This is a genomic window from Burkholderia sp. MSMB617WGS, from assembly GCF_001532025.2.
In the GTDB taxonomy this organism is placed as follows: Bacteria; Pseudomonadota; Gammaproteobacteria; order Burkholderiales; family Burkholderiaceae; genus Burkholderia; species Burkholderia savannae.
This window is the reverse complement of the sequence record NZ_CP013458.1, coordinates 504392-521652: the sequence shown is the minus strand read 5'-3', so window position 1 is coordinate 521652 and position 17261 is coordinate 504392. Positions and strand designations below refer to the sequence as shown.

The following is a 17261-nucleotide window of genomic DNA, read 5'->3' as shown; positions in this document are numbered from 1 at the left end:
TCTCGCTGATCTCGCTGATCTCGCTGATCCCGGCGAAAGCGCCGAAAGCGCAGCGGCGACGAACGCGCGCGCTCAGAAAGGCAGCGCGCCCGCCCAGCGCGCGAGGCTCGACACCGCATAGAGCCCGAGCCCGATCAGCCCGCCGACCAGCGTGCCGTTGATCCGGATGTATTGCAGATCCTTGCCGATGTTCAGCTCGATCTGCCGCGACATCTCGCGCGCGTCCCAGTTCTTCACGGTGTCGCTGATGTGCCGCGTCAGGAACTCGGCGAACTCGGGCGCCATCTCGCTCGCCGCGCGCTCGACGTGCTCGTTCATCGAGTCGCGCAATTGCGGGCTCTGCGCGAGCCGCTCGCCGAGCCAGCCGCCGAGCGCCGTCGCGCGCTGGTGGACGACCGAATCGTCGCGCGCGAGATCGGCCTTCAGCCAGGCGCGAAGCTGGTCCCACATGTCCTTCACGTAGCGGTTGAACACGTCGCCGTCGCGCAGATAGCGTTTGATTTCCTCACCCTTCTCGATGAACGCGGGGTCGCGCTTCAATCGCACCACGAGGCGCGCTGCCGCGTCGTCGAAGCTGCGCCGCAGCCGATGCTCGGGGTCCTCGGCGATCTGCGTGAGCACTCGCGTCACGACGTTCGAGATCAGCTCCGCGCCGTGCTCGCCGAGCCAGCTCGTCGGCAGCAGCTTCTCCATCTTCGGAAACTGGTATTTCAGCCAGTCGACGATGTACGTCGCGATCGACGCGCGATTGTCGGGATCGCGAAGGAATCCGACGATCTGCGCGATCCCGTCGTCGAGCAACGCCTGATGGCGGCCGTCCTTCGTCAGCGTGTCGAGGATCGCGCCCGCGGATCGCGACAGGTCGATCCGGTCGAGCGCCGCATGAAACGCGTCCTTCACGAACGACTGGATTCGCGCGTCGTCGGTCATGTCGAGCCCGAACGCGACGAGACGCGTCGCGTAGCCGCCCAGCACGTGCGCGTTGCGCGGCGTCGCGAGCCACTGCGCGAGCCGGGCCGCCGGGTCGTGCCGCTTGATCAGCGCGACGATCGACGCCGGATCGAGAAACTTCTCCTGCACGAATGCGGCGAGATTGTCGGCGATCTTTTCCTTGTTCTGCGGAATGATCTCCGTGTGCCGCGACACGAACGGTATCGGCACGCGCCGAAACAGCGCGACGACCGCGAACCAGTCGGCGAGCGCGCCAACCATCGACGCCTCCGCGATCGCCTTGACGCCGTCGATCCAGAAGCCGCGCGGCGCGAACAGCGTCGCCGCGAACACGCCCGCCGCGGCGAGCAGCAGCGCGAGCGCGCGCCGCTTGCTGTTTCGGAGTTCCCGTTCCTTGTCGTCGAGCATCGCGATCCGGTCGTATCGATTTCGTCTCGTCACGCGCGCGGCGGCGCGGACGGCAGGAACTTCACCATCAACCATTCGTCCGCGTAGCCGTTCGCTCCCTTGAGCGCGCGCGGCTCGACGCCGTACGCGACGAAGCCGTGCCGCTCGTAGAACGCGCGCGCCGCGCCGTTGCCGTCGGCGACGGCGAGCGTCACCTGCTCGGCCGCTTGCTCCGCGGCCGCGAGCACCGCGTCGAGCAGCGCCGCGCCGACGCCGCGCCGCCTTGCAACGGGTGCGACATACATGCCCCACAGGAAGCCCTTGTGACGCTCCTTCGCGCCTTCCCGACGCTTGAAGCCGGCCATGCCTGCGATCGCGCCGTCGACGTACGCACCGAACACGATCGCGCTGTCGAGCCGCTCGGCGAACGCGACCGGAGGCCGCGCGGCCTCGGCTTCGTAGGTCGAGCCGAATGCGTCCGGCGCGTCCTTCAGCGCGGCGAGGCGGATCGCGCGATAGTCGGCCGCGTGCGCGGCGCGAAGGCGCCTGATTTCGATGCAAGGCGAGGATGCCGGATGGGCCATGACGGGCTTCGCGAGCAGGAATGACGGACTCGTCAGATGGTACACCGGGCGGCGCGCGGCTCGGTTGACCCGCGTCGCCGGCGCCACTTAGAATGCCTTCGCGCGGCGCCCGGCCTGCCGTGCCGTCGATTCGACGATCATCCAGACAGATGCCCGAAGGAGGTCTCAACGTGCCGGATCGTGCCGCCCGCCGCGGCTTGCCGCTGCACCGCCCCACCCGCTTCATGACGGCCGCCGCGTGCGCGCTCGTGGTGTGCGCGGCGCTCGGGCTCGCCGGCTGCGCGACGCATCCGCCCGCCACGGCGCTCGACCGCACGGTCTCCTACGCGTTGCCGCCCGGCACGTCGACGCCCCTCGCGGCCGCGCTCGCCACGCAAGCGCCGCTGCACCCGGGCGAATCGGGCTTTCTCGTGCTGCCGCGCGGCGACGAGGCGCTGCAGATGCGCATCGCGGTCGCGCGCGCGGCGACGAAGACGCTCGACATTCAGTACTACATCGCCGCCGAGGACACGACGGGCAAGCTGCTGCTCGGCGCCGCGCTGTATGCGGCCGACCGCGGCGTGCGCGTGCGGATGCTCGTCGACGATCTGAATTTCAAGGACGTCGACAAGCTGATGTCCGCGCTCGACGCGCACGCGAACCTCGAAGTGCGCGTGTTCAATCCGTTCGGCGCCGCGCGCCGTGGGATGCTCGCGCGCACGACGAACCTCTTCACGCAGATCGACAATTTCACGCGCCGGATGCACAACAAGGCAATGATCGCGGACAACCAGATCGCGATCGTCGGCGGCCGCAATCTCGGCGACGAGTATTTCAACGCGAGCCCGACGCTGCAGTTCCGCGATCTCGACGTGCTCGCGGCCGGCCCCGTCACGCGCGACATTTCGGCAAGCTTCGACGCGTACTGGGCGAGCGCGCTCACGTATCCGCTGCCGGCGCTGAATCGGCGGCACTACGACGCGACCGATCTGGACGCGGCACGCGAAGCGCTGCGGGCGCACTGGCGCGCGAACGCGACGCCGTACAACGCGAAGCCGCTGAACGCGACGCCGCTTTCCGCGCAGATCGCGCGCAGCGAACTCGGCCTCGTCTGGGCGAGCGCCGAGTTCACCGCCGATTCGCCCGACAAGATCGCCGCGCCAGACGACAGCTACAAAAGCCCGCCGATGCAGCGGCTCATCGCGCTGACGCGCGACGCGCAGCGCGAATTCCTCGTGCTGTCGCCGTATTTCGTGCCGCACAAGGCGGGCGTGAAGGCGCTCGGCCAGTTGACCGCGCGCGGCGTACGCGTAGCGATCCTGACGAATTCGCTCGCGGCGACGGATGCCGTCGCCGTGCAGGCCGGCTACGCGCCGTATCGCGTGCCGATGTTGCGGCACGGCGTCGAGCTGTACGAATACAAGCCGGATCAGGCACGCGCGCGCATCGGCATGCTCGGCTCGCGCTCACGCGCGAGCCTGCATGCGAAGGCGTACGTGATCGATCGGAAAATTCTCGTGATTGGCTCGATGAATCTCGATCCGCGCTCCGCGCACCTGAACACGGAGCTCGCGCTCGTGATTCACAGCCCGCAACTCGCGAACGAAGTCGCGAACCTGTTCGACGAAGTGACGAAGCCGGCGATCAGCTACCGCGTGACGCTCGCGCCCCACGCGCCGGATGCGCTCCAGACGGCGGGCGCGAGCGCGACGGCGTGGCCGCTCGTGTGGACCGAGGTCGCCGACGGCCGCGTGCGCACGTACAGCGTCGATCCGAACGCGGGCTTCTATCGGAACCTGCTGGCGGGGCTGTGCCTGCTGTTGCCGATCGACGATCAGCTTTGACGCGCGGCGCGGCGCAGCCCGTCGCCGCGCCGCGCCCGCCCGCGCATGTTGCGCTTACAACGCCGCGCGAATCCGCTCCGCCAGCGCTTGCAGTTCCGCCGCATCGGCCATCTCGCGCGCGTGCATCTTGAGCGGCTCGTCGGCCCAGCGCGGGATCACGTGGAAATGCACGTGCGGCACCGTCTGGCCCGCCGCCGCGCCGTTGAACTGGCCGATGAACAGCCCTTCCGGTTCGAGCGTCTTGCGCAGCGCGAGCGCGACGCGCTTCACCATCTTCATCGATTCCGCCGCCGCTTCCTCGGACAGCTCGTAGAACGTCTCCGCCGCCTCCTTCGGCACGACGAGCGCATGGCCCTTCGATTGCGGCATGATGTCCATGAACGCGAGCGTCGTGTCCGTTTCGCACAACCGGATGCACGGCACCTCGCCACGCAGGATCTTCGCAAAAATGTTCGATTGATCGTAGGCCATCAAAGTCTCCCGGCTCGCGAGCCTGTCTGTCGGATGTCAGTCAACACGCGATTCTTACCGCTCGCGCGCGAACGCGCAAGCGATACGGCGCGAGAAGGCGCACGCGCGCAAGCGTCCGGCGCTCGCACGCGTGCGTGACGGCATCGATCGGGCAGCCGTTCCGCAAGGCGCGGACGCTACGCGCTACGCACCGCGAGGCAACATCGAGCGCAACGCGGCGGACGGGTCCGCGAGGCGCGCGGGATCGAGCGCGACGTTCGCCGTCATCAATCGGCGGCACGCGGCGATCTCGCGCCCCGCGTTGACGGCCGCGACCGCCTTCAGCTCGCCGCGCGCGTTCAGCGCGAACACGCAAAACGCGCCGTCGCGCTCGGGCGAGCCGCGCAGCACGAGCGTCTGCTCGCCGTCGAAGAGGCCGAGCGTCTGCAGGTTGCAGTCGTACTGATCGGACCACAGCCACGGCCATTCCGCGTAAGTCTCGGCGCCGCCGAGCATGTTCGCCGCCGCGACGGCCGGCTGGTTCTCCGCGACCTGCCACGACTCGATCCGCAGATCACGGCCGACGAGCGGATTGAAATGCCGCGTGACCTCGCCCGCCGCGAAGATCGCCGGATCGGCGGTGCGGCACCCGTCGTCCACGCAGATGCCGTTGTCGACGGCGAGCCCCGCCGCCTGCGCGAGCTCGACGTTCGGCACGACGCCGATGCCGGCCACGACCACGTCGGCCTCGACGTCGCCCGCGCTCGTCTCGACGACGGCCGCGCCGCTCGCGCAGCGGCGGATGCGCTCGGGCAGCGCGGCGAGCCGCACGTCGACGCCGCGCCGCGCATGCAGCGCGAGCGCGAATGCGCTGACGACTTCGGGCATTCCGCGCTGAAGCAGGCGCGGCGCGGGATCGACGACCGTCGCGCGGCAGCCGAGCCGCACGGCCGACGCGGCCACTTCGAGCCCGATGAAGCCGCCGCCCAGCACCACGACGCGCTTGCCCGGCGCGAGCGCCGCGCGCAACGCGCGCGCGTCGGCGACCGTGCGCACGTAGTGAACAGGCACGCCGGCGTCGATCGGCCCGGCGAAGCGCCGAACGCGCGAGCCGGTCGCGATCAGCAAACGCGCGTAGCCGACGCTCGTGCCGTCGCTCAAGCGCACCCGCTGCGCGGCGCGCTCGATCGCGTCGACGCGCACGCCGAGCCGCAGCGCGATGCCGCGCTCGCGATACCACGCGGCGTCGCGCACGAACGCGCGGCGCTCGCCTTCGTCCGCTTCGACGAGCGCGTCCTTCGACAGCGCCGGCCGGTCGTACGGCAGCTCGGGCTCCGCGCCGATCATCACGATGCGCGCGGCCGGATCGCGCGCGCGCAGCGTCTCGGCCGCGCGCCGCGCCGCGTGCCCGCCGCCCGCGATCAGATACGGATCATTCGTCGACATGGATCTCGACCTGTCCGTCGACGATGCGGATCGGATACGCGCGCACGGCTTCGGTCACCGGCGCGCATTTCGGCGCGCCCGTCCGGATGTCGAAGAGCCCCTGATGCAGCGGGCACTCGACGCAGCCGTCCTCAACGAATCCTTCGGACAACCGCGCATGCCCGTGCGTGCACAGGTCGTGCAGCGCGAACACGTCGTCGCCGATCCGAAACACCGCGACCGGCCTGTTGCCGACGACGCGCGCGGCCGGCTCGTCCGCCGAGAACTCGTCGAGTGCGCCGAGCGGATGCCACGCGGCGACGGTTTCGTTGCTCATGCTTCGAACTCCTGGTGAGAATCAGATCGGCGTCGCGAGCAGCGTCTGCACGCGCGACGTGTCGTAAATCACGCGCTTCTTCTTGTAGCGCAGCCCCTCGGCCGTGCGCACGACCGTGTCGTAATACTTGCCCGCCTGGTAGACGTTCGATTCGCCGTCGCTGCGCGTCTGCACGACGACGTAGCTGCTCTCCGTCTCGATCTCACCGCCGTTCCCGCCGACGATCGTGAGCCCGGACGTCATGTGCCGGTACGTGTGCGCCTCGTAAATGTTCGCGTGGCGCAGCGACACGACGCGGTCGCGCAGCATCCGCCGGTTCGTGCAGTAGACGATGCCGATCGGCAAGCCCATGTCGGCGTTTTCCTTCGGAACGATCTCGTACAGGCAGTCTTCGGTGAAAAGCTCCGGCCACCGTTCGAGCCGATCGTTGTCGAGGTGGCCGATGTAACGGTCCTGCAGCATGTGCAGTTCGAACCAGGTGCGGATATCGCCGGTGATGTCGTCGGTGATGTCGGTCATGTTCGTCTCCCCTTCAATAGCCCATCAGCTTCTGGTAGCCGACCCAGAACTTGCGGATCAGGCTTTCGGTGATCGCCGTGTCCTGCTGGTCCGGATTGCCTCGCGACATCTCGATCACCGACGCCGCATCCGCGTCGCGCACCGTGCCGCGCTGCACGAGCTCGGTCGCCTCGGTGTCCTCCATCGAGATGTAGCCCGCGGGCCCGACGAGGTTCGCCTGCTTGATCCGCAATGCGCGCAGCTCGGGCGTGTCGTCCGCGTAGCCGAAGAAGTGGAAGATCAGCTCGAAGTTCTTCGGCCCTTTCGGCAGCAGCTGACGCGCGACGAGCGTGTTGTGGATCTGCTGGATCACGAGCTGCGGAAAGATCGGCTGGATGTGGTTCGTCGTGTCCTCGTCGTACTCGGACACGAGCGCGAGGATCGAATCGTCCTCGAGCGAGAAACCTTCGTCGAACGAACGGATGTTCTGCTGCTTGTATGCGCTCGCGGTGTCGGCGTCCTCGCGCGTCTTCGTCATCGTGATGATGCTGTGCAGGCCGTGCGTCGCATCGGGAATCGAGCGCGCCTTCATCCCGACGCGGAAGATGTTGAACGTCGTGTGAAACAGGTGCAGCATGCTCGCGTGATACGGGTCCTTCACGTTCTCGAAGTACAGCTTCCAGTTCGATTTCGAATACTGGCGCGTGCAGCCGAGATACTCGACCGGCTTATGGAAGATGCGGTCGATCCACGGGCGCATCTGCGCGCCGAGATAGTCGGGCAACGGCGCGACGTCGTCGCTGAACGTCGCGAACACGAGGCCCTTGTAGCTGTCGACGCGCAGCTTGCGCAGCCCGTGGTTTTTCGGATCGAAATCCGCGGGCATCCCGGTCATGCCCTTCTGGCCGCGCCGAAACGGCACGCCGAGCAGGTTGCCCTGATTGTCGAAGCTCCACTGGTGGTAGACGCACGTGTGCGAGCTCGCGTTGCCGCGCGCCTTGCGGCACACCTGCGCGCCGCGATGCGCGCAGCGGTTCACCCACACGGCGAGCGCGCCGTCCTCGCCTCGCGTGACGACGACGGGCGTGTCGCCGACGAACGTGCTCTTGAAGTCGCCCGGCTTCGGAATCTCCGCTTCGAGCGCGACGAAATTCCACGTCGGCCCGCGGAAGATCCGCTCCTGCTCGCGGTCGTACACCGCTTGCGAGCTGAACACCTTGTACGGCACGCGCGATCCGTCGTCGCGCGGGAATCGCACGTCGGACGAATCGGCGCGATTGATCAGCGATACTGGCGATTCGGTCGTTTCCATCGTTGTCTCCTGTCGATCGGAGCCAGCGCTTCAGCGCTCACTCCACTCCCATGCAAGATGCTTGCGGTTGAGGCGGACGACAATCCGCCTGACGAGACCGATTTTTGAAACGCTAGAATTCGCCGTCTATCCGGAAAGTGCGATTGCGGCGGCGCAGTATCCACTTCCGGCGGATTTCCGCGCTACGATGCGCGCATCAGACATGCCGCCCGGCCGACGAACGATATTCAGGACGCCGGCGCTTTGTGCGAGGCAGACGATCATGCCCCCGACCCCATTCGACCCGCTCGCGCTGCGCGGGCACCGGCTGTTCGAATCGCGCGACCTCGACGAGACGCGCGAGCGGATCTCGCGCGTGATGCAGCCGCATGCGCTGCTGCCGGACGGCACGCGCCATGGGCCGTCGCACATGGATTTCGTGCGGCTCGGCGGGCTTGGAATCGGAACCATTGCGTTCGGCGACGCGATGCGCGTGCGCATCGACGCGGTCGACGGCTACCACCTGCTGATGTTTTGTCTGACCGGCAGCGCGCAGGTCCGCACGATGGGCCGCGCGTTCGACGTCGATGCGCACACGGGCGTGCTGTGCGCGCCCGGCGAGCCGTTCGACGCGCATTTGTCCCGCGATTGCGAGCAGTTCGTCCTCCGTATCGATGCGGCGACGCTCGCCGCGCACGCGGGCGACGCGGCCGCGTCGCTCGACCCGGTGATCGGCGTCGACGATTCGGCGCTGAGCGCGTGGATGCAGCAGTTGAAGCTCGTCGCGCGCTCGCCCGAGCTGATCGCGAGCGCGAGCGCGAACCCGCGCGTCGCGGCCGCGCTCGAACAACTGCTGCTCGATCTGCTGATCGACGGCCATCCGCCCGCCGCCGCGCCCGTGCGGCGCGCCGATCCCGCGCCCGGCTTCGTGCGGCGCGCGCAGGAATTCATCGACGTCCAGTTCGCGCTGCCGCTGCAACTCGCCGACATCGCACAGGCGGCGGGCGTGCCCGAGCGCACGCTGCGCGACGGCTTCCTGCAGTTTCGCGGGATGAGCCCGATGCAGTACCTGCGCAAGCTGCGCCTCGACCGCGCGCGCGAACTGCTGCGCGCGGCGGGGCCCGACCGCCGGATCGCCGAGATCGCGCTCGACTGCGGATTCGCGCATTTCGGCCGCTTCGCGCTCGCATACCGGGAACGGTTCGGCGAACTGCCTTCCGCGACGCTCGCCGGCGAGCGCGACGCCTGATTCTTACGTTTCCCCTTCATCCGCGCGGCGCGCGGCGTCAGCGGCCCGCCATCAGCTCGCGCGCGAGCGAGCAGAACAGCGCGGTCGCGCGGCTTTCGTCGTGCAGCCGCCGGCTCAGGATGATCGGCGACGTCGCGACGGGCTCCGGCAGCCGCCGGTAGACGACGCCCTTCACCCTCACCCCTTCGACGCTCTCCGGCACGAGCGACACGCCCACTTGCGCGGCGACGAGCCCGAGCGCCGTCTGCAGCTCGCGCACCTCGTGCACCGCCGCGGGCGCGAGCCCGCCGTCGCGCAGCGCGGACAGCTGCTGATCGGCGAAGCTCGGCCGCGGCGTGCTCGGGTACACGATCAGCGTCTGCCCGGCGACGTCCGCGAGCGAGATCGGCGCATCCGGCGCGGCGAGCGGATGGCCGTGCGGCAGCGCCGCGATCAGCCGCTCCTCGACGAGCACCTCGCGCACGAGCTGGTCGTCGTCGAAACGCAGCCGGCCGAAGCCGATGTCGATGCGCCCGCCCTTGAGCGCGCCCAGTTGCTCTAGCGTGAACATTTCGATCAGCGACAGCTCGACCGCCGGCGCGGCCTCGCGAAACGCGCGGATCACGTCGGGCAGCGCGCCGTACAGCGTCGACGGCACGAAGCCGATCACGATGCGCTCGGCCGCCTGCGCGAGCCGCCGCGTGAGCGGCGCGAGTTCGTCGGCCTGCTCGAGCACGCGCCGCGCCTGCGCGTACAGCACCCGCCCCGCGTCGGTCAGCTTCAGCGGCCGCGCGCCGCGCTCGAAGAGCGGCAGGCCGATCTCGTCCTCGATCAGTTGCAACTGGCGGCTGAGCGGCGGCTGCGTCATGTGCAGCCGCTGCGCGGCGCGCGTGATGTTCATCTCCTCGGCCACCGCGATGAAATACCGGAGCTGACGCAGTTCCATGCATACCTCGAAAGTATGGAAGTAGTCGGAAAGGGTGTTGGACGCCGCCGCGCGTTTGTTTCTACCATGTGTGCGACAGGAGGATTCCGATGATAGCAACAGGCATCACCATCGACCGCATCGAGACGCTGCTCGTCGACGTGCCGACGATCCGGCCGCACAAGCTGTCGGTTGCGACGATGAACCGCCAGACGCTCGTGCTCGTGCGCGTTCGATGCTCGGACGGTATCGAAGGCGTCGGCGAAGGCACGACGATCGGCGGTCTCGCGTACGGCGAAGAAAGCCCCGAGAGCATCAAGACGAACGTCGACACCTATTTCGCGCCGCTGCTGCAAGGCGCGGACGCGACCCGTCCGGGCGCCGCGATGGCGCACGTGCGCAAGCTGTTCCAGGGCAACCGCTTCGCGAAATGCGCGCTCGAGACGGCCCTCTTCGACGCGCAGGCGCGCCGTCTCGGCGTGCCGCTCTCCGAACTGTTCGGCGGCCGCGCGACCGATGCGCTCGACGTCGCATGGACGCTCGCGAGCGGCGACACCGGCCGCGACATTGCGGAGGCCGAAGCGATGCTCGAGGCGCGCCGCCATCGCGCGTTCAAGCTGAAGATCGGCGCGCGCGCGGTGGCCGACGACGTCGCGCACGTCGTCGCGATCAAGCGCGCGCTCGGCGAGCGCGGCGACGTGCGCGTCGACGTGAACCAGGCGTGGACCGAAAGCGAGGCGGTGTGGGCGGGCGCAAGGCTCGCGCAAGCCGGCGTGAGCCTCGTCGAGCAGCCGATCGCCGCCGCGAACCGCGCGGGCCTCAAACGCCTGACCGCGCTCGCGCACATTCCGATCATGGCCGACGAGGCGCTGCACGGCCCCGTCGATGCGTTCGCGCTCGCGCGCGACCGCGCGGCCGACGTGTTCGCGGTGAAGATCGCGCAATCGGGCGGCCTGCAAGGCGCGGCCGCCGTCGCCGCGATCGCGGCCGCGGCCGGCATCGAGCTGTACGGCGGCACGATGCTCGAAGGCGCGGCCGGCACGATCGCGTCGGCGCAGCTCTTCAGCACGTTCGGCCCGCTCAAGTGGGGCACCGAGCTGTTCGGCCCGCTGCTGCTGACCGAGGAGATTCTCGTCGAGCCGCTGCGCTACGCGGATTTCAAGCTGCACCTGCCGGCCGCCCCCGGCCTCGGCATCACATTCGACTGGGCCCGCATCGAGCGGATGCGACGCCGGGCCCGCTGACCACGCCATCATTCTTTGATATTGGAGACGCAGATGAACAAGGAAGCCATCGACGCCCTGCTGAAGTCGTTCGACGACGCCGCGACGAAGCCCGGCAACCCGCGCGTGCGCGCGATCGTCAATCGGATCGTGAAGGATCTGTTCCACACGATCGAGGATTTCGACGTGCAGCCGAGCGAGTTCTGGACCGCGCTCAACTACCTGAACGAAGCGGGCAAGGAATTCGGCCTGATCGCAGCCGGCCTCGGCTTCGAGCGCTTCCTGGACGTGCGGATGGACGAAGCCGAAGCGAAAGCGGGCCTGCAAGGCGGCACGCCGCGCACGATCGAAGGGCCGCTGTACGTCGCGGGCGCGCCGGAATCGGTCGGCCACGCGCGGCTCGACGACGGCACCGATCCGGGCCAGACGCTCGTGATGCGCGGCCGCGTGCTCGGGCAAGACGGCGCGCCGCTCGCGAACGCGCTCGTCGAAGTGTGGCACGCGAACCATCTCGGCAATTATTCGTACTTCGATCCGTCTCAGCCGGCGTTCAATCTGCGCCGCTCGATCCGCACCGGCGCCGACGGCCGCTACAGCTTCCGCAGCGTGCTGCCCGTCGGCTACAGCGTGCCGCCCGGCAGCAAGACCGAGCAGTTGCTCGACCAGCTCGGCCGCCACGGGCACCGCCCCGCGCACATCCACTTCTTCGTGTCCGCGCCGGGCCATCGCAAGCTGACGACGCAGATCAACATCGAGGGCGATCCGCACATCTGGGACGACTTCGCGTTCGCGACACGCGAGGGCCTGATTCCGAAGATCGAGCAGGCCGAAGGCGCGCAAGGCAAGCCGTACGGCGTCGACGGCCGGTTCGCGCTGATCGATTTCGACTTCTCGCTGACGCCCGAGCGCGGCGACGTGCCGGCGAGCGAAGTCGAGCGCGTTCGCGCGCAAGCGTGACGGGTGTCGCGATCACGTTCAACACAAGGAGCGAGCCATGCTGTTTCATGTGGAAATGACCGTCAACCTGCCCGTCGACATCGATCCGGTGAAGGCGGCGAGCCTGAAGTCGGAAGAAAAGGAAATGGCGCAGCGGCTGCAGCGCGAAGGCGTGTGGCGGCACCTGTGGCGCGTCGCGGGCCGCTACGCGAACGTCAGCATCTTCGACGTCGAGAGCCCCGCGCACCTGCACGACGTGCTGAGCCAATTGCCGCTGTTCCCGTACATGCAGATCGACGTGCGCGCGCTGTGCCGTCATCCGTCGTCGATCCGCGACGACGATCGCTGAGCGGCGGCGCACCTCTTCGCAATGCGCCGCCCCGACGAAAACGCCGCCCGTCGCCGGGCGGCGCGCATCGCTCGATCGCTGCCGCCCGGCTCGCTCGTCGGAGACTTACGCGCGTGCGATGCCGCCCGCGCACCCGCTGAGGCGCGCCGCCCGGATTGAGCCGATCGCCCGCCGATGCGCCTGCTCATTCGCCTGCTCATTCACCGACCAACTCGCCTCGACACGACGACGCCGACATCCCCGAGCGTCGCATTCCGCCGCGCTACCCGCTGCGCCCCGGCGCCGACCAGCCGCCGCCGAGCGCCTTGTACAGCGTGATCAGGTTCGACTGCTTCGCCAGCAGATCCGTGACGAGCTGCTGTTGCGCGGTGTACAGCGTACGCTGCGCGTCGAGCAGCGTGAGGAAGCTGTCGGTGCCATTCCGGTAGCGCGCCTGGGCAAGCGCGTAGTATTCCTGCGCCGACGCGACGTATTCGCGGTCGGCCGCCACCTGCTCGACATAGGTCTCGCGCCCGACGAGCGCATTCGCGACTTCCTTGAACGCGGTCTGGATCGCCTTCTCGTAGTCGGCGATGTCGATGTCCTTCTCGATCTTCGCGACGTCGAGCGACGCCTTGTTGCTGCCGTAATCGAAAATCGGCATCGTGATCGTCGGCGCGAACGTCCATGCGCCGCTGCCCGCCTTGAATAGGCCCGACAGGCTGCTGCTCGACGTGCCCGCCGACGCGGTCAACGCGATCTTCGGGAAGAACGCCGCGCGCGCCGCGCCGATATTCGCGTTCGCGGCCTTCAGCGTGTGCTCGGCCTCGACGATGTCCGGCCGGCGCGCCAGCAGGTCCGACGGCACGCCCGCGCCGATATCCTCCAGCAGGCTCCGGCTCTCCAGCGTCCCGGCGGGCGGCAGATCGTCGGGCAGCGGACAGCCGATCGCCGCGACGAGATTGTTGAGATCCTGCTCGACCGCGCGCGTGTAGGACGCGAGGCTCGCCCGCGCGCTCGCGAGCGAGTTCTGCGCCTGCCGAACGTCCTGCAGCGACGCGTTGCCGATCTTCATGCTCGCCATCGTCAAATCGAGCGTCTGCCGATCGGCGGCCACCGTGTCGGCGGCGATCTTCAACAGCGCGCCGTCCGCGAGCCATTGCAGATAATCGGTCGCCACCGTCGCGATCAGACTGATCTGCGTGCTCGTGCGCGACGCGTCGGTCGCGAGATACTGTTCGAGCGCCTGCCGCTTCAGGCTGCGCAGCCGCCCAAAGAAATCGATCTCCCAAGACGTGGTGCCGACACTCACGCTGCTGGAGCCGAGACCGGACTCCGTGCCGAGCGCGCGCTCGCGCGTGAGCGAGCCGGACGCGTCGATCGCCGGCGCGAGATTCGCCCGTGCGATCCGGTACTGCGCCTCGTATTCGGCGACGTTCAGCGCGGCGACGCGCAAATCGCGGTTATTGTCGAGCGCGAGCGCGATCAGCCGCTGCAGCCGCGCGTCCTTGAAGAAATCGCGCCAGCCCACGTCGGCCGCGAGCGGCGCCTGCGCCGTACGCGACACCGCGGCATCGGATGCGTACGCCGGCCACGCCGCTTCGACGGGCGACGCGGGACGCTGATACGCGGGATCGAGCGAACAGGCGCTCAGCGCGATCGCGCAGGCCAGACTCAAAGTCTTGAATTTCATGCTTCGCCCTCGCCGGCCTGTTGCGTGTCGCTCGAATGGCCGTGCTCGCCGAACAACCTGCGCACGACGACAAAGAAAATCGGCACGAAGAAGATCGCGAGCGCCGTCGCGGCGACCATCCCGCCCGTCACGCCCGTGCCGATCGCACGCCGGCTCGCCGAGCCCGCGCCCGTGCTGATCACGAGCGGCAGCACGCCGAACACGAACGCGAGCGACGTCATCAGGATCGGCCTCAGCCGCATGTGCGCGGCTTCCAGCGCCGCGTCGATCAACCCGCGCCCTTCCGCCTGCAGATCCTTCGCGAATTCGACGATCAGGATTGCGTTCTTCGTCGACAGCCCGATCGTCGCGAGCAGCCCGACCTTGAAATAGATGTCGTTCGACAGCCCGCGCAGATGCGCGCCGAGCAACGCGCCCAGCACGCCGAGCGGCACCACCAGAATCACCGCGAGCGGCACGGACCAGCTCTCGTAAAGACCCGCCAGGCACAGAAACACGACGATCAGCGAGATCGCGTAAAGATAGACCGCCTGCGATCCGGCGAGCCGCTCCTGATAGGACTGGCCGGTCCATTCGACGCCGAACCCGGCCGGCAACTGCTTCGCGAGCCGCTCGACGGCCGTCATCGCCTGCCCCGTGCTCGCGCCCGGGCCGGTCTGCGCGGACATTTCCATCGCGAGCGTGCGGTTGTAGCGCTCGATCTGCGGCGGCCCGAACGTCCAGCGGCTCGTCGAGAACGCGGAGAACGGCACCATCGATCCGTCGTAATTCGTCGCCCCCGATGACGTGGAAGACGAAGACGAGGACGACGACGAAGCCTTCACGTACCATTGATCGATGTCGGCGGGCATCATCCGGAAGGGCGCGTCGGCCTGCACGTAAACCTTCTGAATGCGCCCCGTATCGACATAGTTGTTCACGTAGGTCGAGCCGAACGCGGTCTGCAACGTGCCGTCGACGTCCGAGATCGACAGCCCGAGCGCGCTTGCCTTCTCGCGATCGATGTCGATGTGGAACTGCGGCGCATCTTCGAGGCCGGACGGCCGCATCAGCGCGAGCGCCGGGTCCTTCGCAGCCAGCGCCATCAGCCGGTTGCGCGCGGCGAGCAGCTTGTCGTGCCCCTGTCCGCCGCGATCCTCGAGCTCGAAATCGAGGCCGCTCTGCGTGCCGAGGTCGTGAATCGCGGGCGGATTCATCACGAACACCTGCGCATCGCGTTCCTTCGCGAAATGCGCGTTCGCGCGCGCGATGATCGCGGTGGCCGTCTGGCCGGACGCGGTCCGCACGCTCCAGTTCTTCAGCGAAACGAATGCGAGCGCGTTGTTCTGGCCTTGTCCGTTGAAGCTGAAACCGTTGACCGTGATCATCTGGTCGACCGATGGTTCGTCCTTCAGGAAGTAGCGTTCGACCCGCTCGACCGTCTTCAGCGTTTGCCCGGCAGGCGTGCCGACCGGCGTCGAGATCGACACGAGGAAATAGCCCTGGTCTTCGTCCGGCAGATACGACGACGGCAGCTTGACGTAAAGCCATGCAACGAGCGCGCCGATCAGCGCGTAGACGATCAGGTAGCGCCCCGGCCGGCCGACCATCCGCACGAGCGTCGCGCTATAGCGAGCGTTGCCGGCCGCGAACGCGCGATTGAACCAGCCGAGGAAACCGCGCCGCGCGTGATGCTCGACGTCGGCGCGCTTGAGCAGCGTCGCGCACAGCGCGGGCGTAAGCGTCATCGCGAGCACGACCGACAGCGCCATCGCCGCGACGATCGTGATCGAAAACTGCCGGTAGATCGCCCCCGTCGATCCGGAAAAGAACGCCATCGGAATGAACACGGCGGTCAGCACCGTCGTGATGCCGACGAGCGCACCCGTGATCTGTCCCATCGCCTTGCGGGTCGCGTCCTTCGGTCCGAGCTTCTCCTCGGCCATGATCCGCTCGACATTCTCGACCACGACGATCGCGTCGTCGACGAGCAGGCCGATTGCGAGCACCATGCCGAACATCGACAGCACGTTGATCGAGAAGCCGACTGCGGCCATCACCGCGAACGTGCCGAGCAGCGCGACCGGCACGACGATGGTCGGGATCAGCGTCGCGCGCACGTTCTGCAGGAACAGGTACATCACGAGGAACACCAGCACGACCGCCTCGACGAGCGTCTTCAGCACCTCCTCGATCGAGATCCGCACGAACGGCGTCGTATCGTACGGATACGTGATTGCGAGGTCATTCGGCAATTGCGGCTTCAGCTCATCGATCTTCGCGCGTACGGCGGTCTCGACCGTCATCGCGTTCGCGCCCGTCGCGAGTTTGATCGCGAGCGCGGCGGCCGGCTTGCCGTTCAGCCGCGACGACGTATCGTAGCTGTCGCCGCCCACTTCGACGCGCGCGACGTCCTTCAATCGCACTTTCGAGCCGTTGGCGTTCACGCGCAGCAGGATGTCGCCGAATTGCTCCGGCGTGGTCAGGAGGCTGGCGGCGGAAATCGTCGCGTTGAGCGCCTGCGCGTCGGTGGCGGGCGCGCCGCCCAACTGCCCGACCGACATCTGCACGTTCTGGTTGGTGATCGCTGTCGTCACGTCGGATGTCGCGACGCCAAAGCCATGCATCTTCACCGGATCGAGCCAGATCCGCATCGCATGTTGCGCGCCGAACAGCGTGACGTCGCCGACGCCGCTTACCTGCGTGAGCTGATCCTCGAGCTGCGTCGCGATCACGTTGCCGAGATCGATCGAATCGAGGCTGCCGCCCGGCGACGACAATGCGACGATCATCAGGAAATCGCTCGCCGATTTCGCGACCTGCACGCCCTGCTCCTGCACGGTCTGCGGTAGCGACGACGTCGCCTGGCTGACCTTGTTCTGCACCTGCACCTGCGCGATGTCGGGATCGGTGCCGGGCTGGAACGTCAGCGTGATCGTCGCCTGGCCGGCCGCGCTGCTCTTCGAAGACAGGTACAGCAGATTGTCGATGCCGCTCAGCTTCTGCTCGATCACCTGCGTGACGGTGGCCGCGATCGTCTCGGCGGATGCGCCGGGATAGGTGGCCGTGATCTGCACCGAAGGCGGCGCAATGCTCGGATACTGCTCGACCGGTAGTGTCGTGACCGACGCCGCGCCGATCATCATCACGACGATCGCCATCACCCACGCGAGAATCGGACGGTTGATGAAGAAGCTCGCCAT

At 68.0% G+C, this 17261-nt stretch carries 15 protein-coding genes; 5 read left to right on the top strand and 10 right to left on the bottom strand.

From position 1 onward, the window contains the following. Positions 1-72 precede the first annotated feature (72 nt). Entirely contained in the window at positions 73-1359 is a 1287-nt protein-coding gene (locus tag WT60_RS22430; protein ID WP_038751025.1) for a DUF445 domain-containing protein, read from the bottom strand. Between the two features lie 29 nt (positions 1360-1388). Next, a complete protein-coding gene (locus WT60_RS22425) occupies positions 1389-1922 on the bottom strand; it encodes a GNAT family N-acetyltransferase (RefSeq protein WP_060356303.1) in 534 nt (177 codons plus the stop codon). Positions 1923-2092: 170 nt separating this feature from the next. Between WT60_RS22425 and WT60_RS22420 the strand changes: the two genes are divergently transcribed. After that, on the top strand, positions 2093-3745 hold the full coding sequence (locus tag WT60_RS22420; protein WP_038751065.1) for a phospholipase D family protein: 1653 nt from the start codon (positions 2093-2095) through the stop codon (positions 3743-3745). Between the two features lie 54 nt (positions 3746-3799). Here the strand turns inward: WT60_RS22420 and WT60_RS22415 are convergent, their stop codons facing one another. From WT60_RS22415 to andAc, 5 genes are all read right to left on the bottom strand, one after another. Then, entirely contained in the window at positions 3800-4216 is a 417-nt protein-coding gene (locus tag WT60_RS22415; protein ID WP_038751023.1) for an HIT family protein, read from the bottom strand. 183 nt (positions 4217-4399) lie between these two features. Continuing rightward, positions 4400-5641 (bottom strand): anthranilate 1,2-dioxygenase system ferredoxin--NAD(+) reductase, encoded by a 1242-nt coding sequence (gene andAa / locus WT60_RS22410; RefSeq protein WP_060356288.1) that lies wholly within the window; start codon positions 5639-5641, stop codon positions 4400-4402. Then, entirely contained in the window at positions 5628-5957 is a 330-nt protein-coding gene (gene andAb, locus WT60_RS22405) for an anthranilate 1,2-dioxygenase ferredoxin subunit AndAb (protein WP_038751020.1), read from the bottom strand. The genes andAa and andAb overlap by 14 nt, the downstream gene beginning before the upstream one ends. A gap of 21 nt (positions 5958-5978) precedes the next feature. Beyond that, entirely contained in the window at positions 5979-6476 is a 498-nt protein-coding gene (gene andAd / locus WT60_RS22400) for an anthranilate 1,2-dioxygenase small subunit AndAd (protein ID WP_038751018.1), read from the bottom strand. 13 nt (positions 6477-6489) lie between these two features. Continuing rightward, entirely contained in the window at positions 6490-7767 is a 1278-nt protein-coding gene (gene andAc / locus WT60_RS22395; protein WP_038751016.1) for an anthranilate 1,2-dioxygenase large subunit AndAc, read from the bottom strand. 202 nt (positions 7768-7969) lie between these two features. Here andAc and andR point away from each other — a divergent pair, with 202 nt between their 5' ends. Next, positions 7970-8995 carry an anthranilate 1,2-dioxygenase regulatory protein AndR gene (gene andR, locus WT60_RS22390; protein ID WP_059581290.1) on the top strand — a complete coding sequence of 342 codons (1026 nt, stop codon included), beginning with the start codon at positions 7970-7972 and terminating at the stop codon, positions 8993-8995. Between the two features lie 37 nt (positions 8996-9032). On the opposite strand, the gene WT60_RS22385 is transcribed toward andR, so the two are convergent. Then, positions 9033-9920, bottom strand: a complete 888-nt coding sequence (locus WT60_RS22385; RefSeq protein WP_038751012.1) for a LysR family transcriptional regulator — start codon at positions 9918-9920, stop codon at positions 9033-9035. 89 nt (positions 9921-10009) lie between these two features. Here WT60_RS22385 and WT60_RS22380 point away from each other — a divergent pair, with 89 nt between their 5' ends. The 3 genes from WT60_RS22380 to catC are packed head-to-tail and all read left to right on the top strand — an operon-like array spanning position 10010 to position 12407. Further along, positions 10010-11143 carry a muconate/chloromuconate family cycloisomerase gene (locus WT60_RS22380; protein ID WP_038751011.1) on the top strand — a complete coding sequence of 378 codons (1134 nt, stop codon included), beginning with the start codon at positions 10010-10012 and terminating at the stop codon, positions 11141-11143. Between the two features lie 33 nt (positions 11144-11176). Continuing rightward, positions 11177-12079 carry a catechol 1,2-dioxygenase gene (catA, locus tag WT60_RS22375; RefSeq protein ID WP_038751063.1) on the top strand — a complete coding sequence of 301 codons (903 nt, stop codon included), beginning with the start codon at positions 11177-11179 and terminating at the stop codon, positions 12077-12079. A gap of 37 nt (positions 12080-12116) precedes the next feature. Further along, entirely contained in the window at positions 12117-12407 is a 291-nt protein-coding gene (gene catC, locus WT60_RS22370; RefSeq protein WP_038751009.1) for a muconolactone Delta-isomerase, read from the top strand. Positions 12408-12669: 262 nt separating this feature from the next. Here the strand turns inward: catC and WT60_RS22365 are convergent, their stop codons facing one another. Together WT60_RS22365 and WT60_RS22360 are read right to left on the bottom strand one after the other, a co-directional pair. Next, complete coding sequence (locus tag WT60_RS22365; RefSeq protein WP_038751007.1) at positions 12670-14079, bottom strand: efflux transporter outer membrane subunit; 1410 nt, start codon at positions 14077-14079, stop codon at positions 12670-12672. Continuing rightward, a complete protein-coding gene (locus WT60_RS22360) occupies positions 14076-17261 on the bottom strand; it encodes an efflux RND transporter permease subunit (RefSeq protein WP_038751005.1) in 3186 nt (1061 codons plus the stop codon). Before WT60_RS22360 ends, WT60_RS22365 begins: the two co-directional genes overlap by 4 nt.